Origin of the sequence: Xenorhabdus vietnamensis, from assembly GCF_002127535.1 — a bacterium.
Taxonomy (GTDB): domain Bacteria; phylum Pseudomonadota; class Gammaproteobacteria; order Enterobacterales; family Enterobacteriaceae; genus Xenorhabdus; species Xenorhabdus vietnamensis.
In genome coordinates, this window is record NZ_MUBJ01000048.1 from 1 (window position 1) to 6,552 (window position 6,552).

General features: G+C 44.7%; 5 protein-coding genes and 3 pseudogenes. 4 read left to right on the top strand and 4 right to left on the bottom strand.

Annotation, left to right across the window (positions count from 1 at the left end; all coding sequences use genetic code 11):
- Positions 1 to 97: 97 nt before the first annotated feature.
- Positions 98 to 274, bottom strand: a pseudogene (locus Xvie_RS19575) (IS110 family transposase); the annotation flags it as partial.
- A gap of 341 nt (positions 275 to 615) precedes the next feature.
- Between Xvie_RS19575 and Xvie_RS19580 the strand changes: the two are divergent.
- Positions 616 to 975 carry a hypothetical protein gene (locus Xvie_RS19580; protein ID WP_086110791.1) on the top strand — a complete coding sequence of 120 codons (360 nt, stop codon included), beginning with the start codon at positions 616 to 618 and terminating at the stop codon, positions 973 to 975.
- Between the two features lie 414 nt (positions 976 to 1,389).
- Here Xvie_RS19580 and Xvie_RS19585 read toward each other — a convergent pair whose 3' ends face one another.
- Both Xvie_RS19585 and Xvie_RS19590 read right to left on the bottom strand, forming a co-directional pair.
- Positions 1,390 to 2,373 carry a ParB family protein gene (locus Xvie_RS19585; RefSeq protein WP_086110792.1) on the bottom strand — a complete coding sequence of 328 codons (984 nt, stop codon included), beginning with the start codon at positions 2,371 to 2,373 and terminating at the stop codon, positions 1,390 to 1,392.
- Positions 2,370 to 3,575, bottom strand: coding sequence for an AAA family ATPase (locus tag Xvie_RS19590; protein ID WP_086110793.1), 1,206 nt, complete (start codon positions 3,573 to 3,575; stop codon positions 2,370 to 2,372). The genes Xvie_RS19585 and Xvie_RS19590 overlap by 4 nt, the downstream gene beginning before the upstream one ends.
- Before the next feature lie 308 nt (positions 3,576 to 3,883).
- On the opposite strand from Xvie_RS19590, the gene Xvie_RS19595 reads away from it, so the two are divergent.
- The 3 genes and pseudogenes from Xvie_RS19595 to Xvie_RS19605 all read left to right on the top strand — a co-directional run.
- A complete protein-coding gene (locus Xvie_RS19595) occupies positions 3,884 to 4,147 on the top strand; it encodes a hypothetical protein (RefSeq protein WP_086110794.1) in 264 nt (87 codons plus the stop codon).
- A 205-nt stretch (positions 4,148 to 4,352) separates the two neighbouring features.
- Positions 4,353 to 5,499, top strand: a pseudogene (locus Xvie_RS19600) (IS3 family transposase).
- Positions 5,496 to 6,017 (top strand): annotated as a pseudogene (locus Xvie_RS19605) (IS3 family transposase); the annotation flags it as partial. The pseudogenes Xvie_RS19600 and Xvie_RS19605, both read left to right, overlap by 4 nt.
- On the opposite strand, the gene Xvie_RS19610 reads toward Xvie_RS19605, so the two are convergent.
- Positions 5,992 to 6,252 carry a hypothetical protein gene (locus Xvie_RS19610; RefSeq protein ID WP_139838914.1) on the bottom strand — a complete coding sequence of 87 codons (261 nt, stop codon included), beginning with the start codon at positions 6,250 to 6,252 and terminating at the stop codon, positions 5,992 to 5,994. The pseudogene Xvie_RS19605 and the gene Xvie_RS19610 sit on opposite strands and share 26 nt — an antisense overlap.
- Between the last annotated feature and the right edge of the window lie 300 nt (positions 6,253 to 6,552).

Consider the following 6,552-nt stretch of genomic DNA (forward strand, 5'->3'; position numbering starts at 1 on the left):
TTCTGACCATCATTAACGCAATGGTTAGAAATAGCCAAATATGGGATGAGTCTTACCATCAGTTGACTTCTTAAAAAATACGGTTGAAGACAGTTGCTCCGGTTGCTTCCATCAGTATCAAAGACACCGTGTGCTGTTTCAGCACAGATACAATGGAATCAAAACCGTCAATATCATTACTGACTGTGAATGACTCTACACTCTTGTTGGCTGTAATATCCAGTGACGCTTTGGAAACATCAATACCCACACTAAGTGGATTTGGCAGACTCATGATTACCCATCCTGGCAAATACGTTATGGATGACGGACAACTGTTCGGGTTTCAGATGAGTGGCTCAGTGTATGCGCCAATAGCTCATTAACGGGCTTTAAACCCCAGGACAGAACAGGCTGCATACACCGTGCCAAATCTAATCGTATTTATTTTAACCTATATTTAAGATACAGGGACAGAGAGTGCTGATTTTCATCAGGGCTCTTTGAAGCCGAATATATGTTTGCGACTACTTTTGTCAGAAAAATATTTTCATCAACTTGAATTAGGCCGGTGTCCATATAAACCATTTAGCATTTTCTTGGAAAAGAGCGTGAAAGAGAAAATCTCTGGCAGATGTGCTTCTGAGAGAAAACCGTCCTCTGACCGCGAAAGAGGTCATGGATGCCATTCGCCGCTATCATCCGCAGGTTGAAATAGACAAAGATTTTGTCTATGCCCGTCTGAATGTATTTTGTTCCTCCAAAAATATCATTTGCCTCATGGATACTAGTGTCCGGCCAAGAACGTTTGAAATGAAACACATCACACAGGCACATTTTAAGCCGCGTCATGGTATGACCATTGATTTCTCAAAAACAGTAATTCCCGCTGGTGGGATGAGAGAGGATGAAAAAAAGGCTGCAAAGAATGCAGCCTTGTTATGTCAGATTTGGGATGACCTTATCCGAAAAAGGAGGATAGATACTTTTTTTTAGCTCCCTACATAGGTGGCGGTAGTATCCCAATCACTGATTTTCGATTTAAGGCTAACAGGAATATATAGCTGTTGTGGGACGATGCTAAAAAAAGGAATGGATTTATTGAATTCTATTCCCTCTGAATGTTCATCGCTAATGGACGAGTATTGTTATTTTATGCCAGTTGTAAATGATCTGGCTATGAGAACTTGCACAGAGGTCATGTTTTTACAGCCTGTTTAACTGTTTTTACGACGATAATATGTAATAGCATCACCAGCCAGAACCATGAGGATAAAAAGAGCGGGATTTCGCCCCGAAATTATCATAAATAATACATTATAATCATATGGTTATTGGTTAAATTGGCGTGGGTCATTGAGGGAGGTGATTCACGAAATACAGCCCAGACTGGCTGGGCCTTACAAGGATTTATTCGTACTGTTCAATGATAGTTCGAATAGCCTCATCAATTTTGTCCTGTACGTCTTTGCTGATCCGGCTAAACTCGTAAGAAACTTTTCTTTCTTTCGTGTTGGTTTTTTTTCGTGCATAAACGCGGCGGTCATCAAACGTTCTGAGGGCTTCTGTTACTGGCTTATTAGTTGTAGGTTTTACTGTCAGTTCCGAAACCGATTTATCAAAAAGTTTAATAACCTCATTTTTGAAATCTTCCGGAAACAGCTTCTGTTCTGAGAGTAAGGCTTTCACCTCTTTCGCAACATCGGCTACTAGTTCTTTAAGCGATAAGTCTTTTTTACCGGCGATCTCTGCTACAGTGAACAGTTTCTTATAGTCAGGATAAGTCAATTCTGATTGGATAGGGAAAACAGACAGTAATTCATCAGGGACAGAAGCAGCCTGAATTGCTCGTGTAACTTTTGTTGGGGAAATACGTGTGGACTCAGCGATTTCCTTCTGACTCATACCACTCTCACGTAGAGCAAGCAAACGGATACCAACCTCACGGATATTATGCTCTTTGGCAGTCTGAATATCGGCTGCAAGCTGGCGGGCATCTTCTGGGGATATTTCACTGCGGGTAAACATAACTCGAAAGCCGACATTGCAGATAAGTGCTGCGGCGCGACGGCGTGATCCATCCAGAATTTCTATGCGTCCATTAACTTCTCGGCCAATAAGGGGGAAAAACTGCTGTAAAGGTAGAGTGCGGGTAATATCTTCCAAAGATTCCGAGCTGAGCGCATTTTGATCACGTCCATTAATGGTTGGATCTACGTAAGTGCGAGTAGCAATCTGTTCAGCAGGAATAGTCTCTATGTGAAACATAACTTTGTGGCCGGATGCAAGTGTGAAGCGCTGACTGGTTTCCACCGATGAAACGAATGATTTACCAGCTAATGGTGATTCAGTAAAGGTGCGGCCAATAATCGGTCTTTCGTTTTTTTGTGTCATACAGCACCTCTCAGAAGTTCAATGCGGTCGAAAATTGCACGGGAAAAATCTTCTGCTGATATTTTTGCACTGCGTAGTGCATCAGGGCTGCCTGCGTAAGATTGTGGATTTGCACTTATGACCGTATCAAAGGACTCTCCGCAGCGCTCGTAACCTTCTAGTCGGGGAAGAACAGCATCAAGCATATCGCCACCAAACACGTCTTTGGCATAGCTGTGTATTTGTTTGTGGTCGGGTTTATTAATGACTTTTGACATGAACCCAACGTTAGCAATGATGTTGCTTTGAAGACCGGAATCTTCAATAAGCTGTACCAGCTCCGGTAAGCGGGTTAGATATTTTAACGTTGAGTGAAAATCTACTTGCGGCGGTGGAACCGGAGTCATTAGCATATCGCTGGCTGCTAGTGAGTTGATCAGGAATGGGTCGAGGTGTGGGCCGGTATCGATAAAAATAAAATCGTAATCACCACTGATTTTGTCGATGATATTTTCGCGGAGAACATTATTCTCGTTCATACCCGGCAGGTGATCATTACATAATTGAGTCCAGCGTGAAGCGATAAAACCATCTTCAAGGGAAGCAGGGATAACATCCACGCCCGGCACAATAGAAGGTTGAACAAACTCTTCAAGAATTTCTTCGCGAGTAAGGTCTTTGCTTAACATTGCCTGTGCGCTGGAGTTATTGACAAGTCCGATGCTGTGGGAATGGCTTAGGAACATAGTTGAAGACGCTTGTGGATCAAGATCGATAACCAAAATCCGCAGATCTTCATGTAGTAAGGAAGGATGCGCACGCATACCGTGTGCCATCGTGACGGTCGATACCGTCTTGGATACGCCACCTTTTAAATTCACGACGAAAATAACGAAGGCTTTTCCACGTTTCTCACGATACGTTTTAATGCCACGATGAGAGTAGATATCAATAATGTTCTGTAGGGTCATAGCGAACTGCGTAGAAGTTCCTCCATGACGCTTATTAAACACATACCCCGCAGCCTCCATTTCTTCGACTGCGGAATCAACAGCACGTTTGCTCAGATGTGGAAGTTTAGAAACAGCAGACTTTGAATAGGTTTTATAAAACTCGGTCTGTTCAAATTCTTCACGCTTTGAATGGATCTGTTCTGTTAGCCATTTAAGCATAATGTTTGCACGATTTCCGGTTTCGAGCAATCTGTCAAAATTATCGGACATGGTTTCACCTTATGTTATCGTTTTTTTGAACTATAGCAGAATTTTAGGTACATGGTGATAATTTAGATAATAGTAAGTGAAAATTAAAAATTTGGCCTACAGGTTTAGTCTACGTCAAAGGACAATGGCGTTACCTCTATTAATAGAATTGAACAATAAATATCAAAAAATTGTTTCCAAAATAGGAAAAAAACAGGAAATAAATATCCACCATTCCTTGTGAGGATTCGGGATTAAATTGCATTAATCAAACATATTAATGCTTGTGTATTATCAATGGCATTGAGCATTTACTTGGGTTGAGTGGGATGAACTGGCAGGAACACGTCGCTAATTTCAATAGACTACGCGCTGAAAAGGGGATCAGCATCCGTGAATATGCCGAACATTATAACCTGAACCCGAATACCGCCCGGCGCTATCTCCGTTCGGTCAATCCCTCCCTGCCTGATGATCAACACCATGATCACATTGCAAAAGATGATCATCACTTTGCCAAAATTGCAGCCAATAAAGCACCGAAAAAAACAGGGAAAGCCGCGCTAACACTGGTGTTAGCCAGATTAAAATAAATGCGGGCGCAGACACCGGTGATCATCTTCAGTAGGCCCATCGCGCCAAAACCCAAAACGCGAAAATGATCATGCTGCCGGTGGAAAACATCGCGCACCAAAAATTACCACGGGGGCCGGTCGCCGGTTGTAGTGGTATAAAGATCTCTGACACCTCAAAAGCCAGCTAATCTTATTCACACGACAATGAGGTATGACGATGAAATTGAACCCCACCAAACGCCACTATTCCGCTGAATTTAAGCTGGAAGCGGTTCAACAGGTTGTTCTTCATCAACAACGGGTTATCGATGTTGCCCGTTCGCTGGGGATTGATAACAGTATTCTGGGGAAATGGGTTCGCCAGTACAAGGCCGAAATGCAGGGAATGACGCCCATGGGCAAAGCCCTGACACCCGAGCAGCGTCAGATACAGGCATAGGAAAAACAGGTGAGACGTCTGGAAATGGAAAAAGAGAGCCTAAAGCAGGCGGCCGTGCTGATGAGTGAGATGCGCCATGGCGCTATGCGTTGATCACACGGCTGAGTCCCCGATGGCTGGTCACGGAATTGTGTCAGATGCTTCAAGTGTCACGCAGTGCCTATTATGACTGGCGGCAACGCCCGGTTGACACAGAGCGTCTGCAGTTACGCATCCGGGTTCGTGAACTGTATAACCAAAGCCGGGGGGCGATAGGCAGTCGCACCCTGAGCCACCTGCTGACTCAGGAAGGCCGCCCCGTGGGCCGCTGGAAAGCCAGACGATTAATGCAGGAATGCGGCCTGCAGAGCCGTCAGCCGGGGTTCACCGTTACCGTCCGGCAGGAGAGGAATCGCTTGCCTCCCCGAATCTCTTACGCCAGCATTTTGCGCCGGAACGCCCGAATACCCAGTGGTGCGGAGACATCACGTATATTCGCACAGCAGGAGGGTGGTGCTATCTGGCCGTGGTGATGGATTTATTTTCCCGCCGGGTGGTGGGGATGGCCATCTCTTCTTCGCCGGATGCGGAATTAGTCTGCCGGGCACTGAACAATGCGCTGGAAACGCGTCATCCTGAAGGGCGGCTGATTTTTCACTCCGATCAAGGCAGTCAATACAGCAGTAAAAAATTTCGCCGCTTACTCTGGCAAAATAAAATTATCCAAAGCATGAGCCGCAAAGGCAACTGCTATGATAATTCCCCCATGGAACGGGTATTCCGGCTCCCCCCAGAAGGTTATGTGGACATTCATGAGGCCATCAGGGATATCACTCACTATCTGGGTGGGTATTATAACCCTATTCGTCCTCATAGTTTTAATAGGGGAATTTCTCCCGCTGAACACGAAAAACAGTGGGAAGAGGCGAGAAAGGTGTCCGAAACTTCTTGACCATTACAAATCAGGTGTGGTGTGGAGATGTGACCTCTATTTGGACCGGTCAACGTTGGGCTTATCTAGCCGTCGTTCTCGACTTATTTGCGCGTAAGCCCATCGGTTGGGCAATGTCTTGCTCACCAGACTCTGAACTGACGAAAAAAGCGTTAGCAAGGGCATTTGAATCCAGAGGGAGGCCGCAAGGGCTCCTGTTTCACAGCGATCAAGGCAGCCACTATACCAGCAAAGCGTTCAGACGATTATTGCAGCGTTATGGTATCAAACAAAGCCTGAGCCGGCGGGGAAATTGCTGGGATAACAGCCCGATGGAACGTTTTTTTCGGAGCTTAAAAAGTGAATGGGTCCCTTTGGTAGGGTATACAAATTTTAGGGACGCTTACCACTCGATTATCCAATACATAACAGGTTATTACAGCCAGCTGCGTCCTCACTGGTATAACAATGGGTTAACACCCAATGAGTCAGAACGATTATTTTGGAAAAACGCTAAGCCAGTGACCAATTTTTGTTGACCACAACAAATTGCTGCCATACCAGCAGAATATCTTCTGCCTGGGCCAGAACGGTTTTATCCGTCAGTATCGCCACAGGGCGGTAGGCTTCCCCCTGGGCGTTTTGATCAAGATAAACCGCGTGCTGGAAAATGATTCCCAGCCATTGTTTGCGGATAGCAAGAAAGTTTTTATATTTTTTTTCAAAAATGCTGTCATTGAAAGCATCCATTAAACCAACTCCTAACGGGTACATTTTAAACACATCATATTTATAACTTTATCAGGTTTGATAAAAGTAATAAAAAATTAGTTAGAATTACCCATTAAAAGCGGCTAATAATCGCGCTATTTCAAACTATTCAATATGTGAGTCAAGATAGTCTGGTAATCACAGGGGGCCCTCATCGTGTGTGATACAACACTGCATGTAAAGGTGACGGGCTAACGTGTACGGCAGGGCAAGAGCATGAGCGCTCACTTTTCATTCACGGGTTCAAATCCTGCCTTTAGGACTTGCATGGCAAAATTGGGATTCATCCACGCTTTTTTCTGT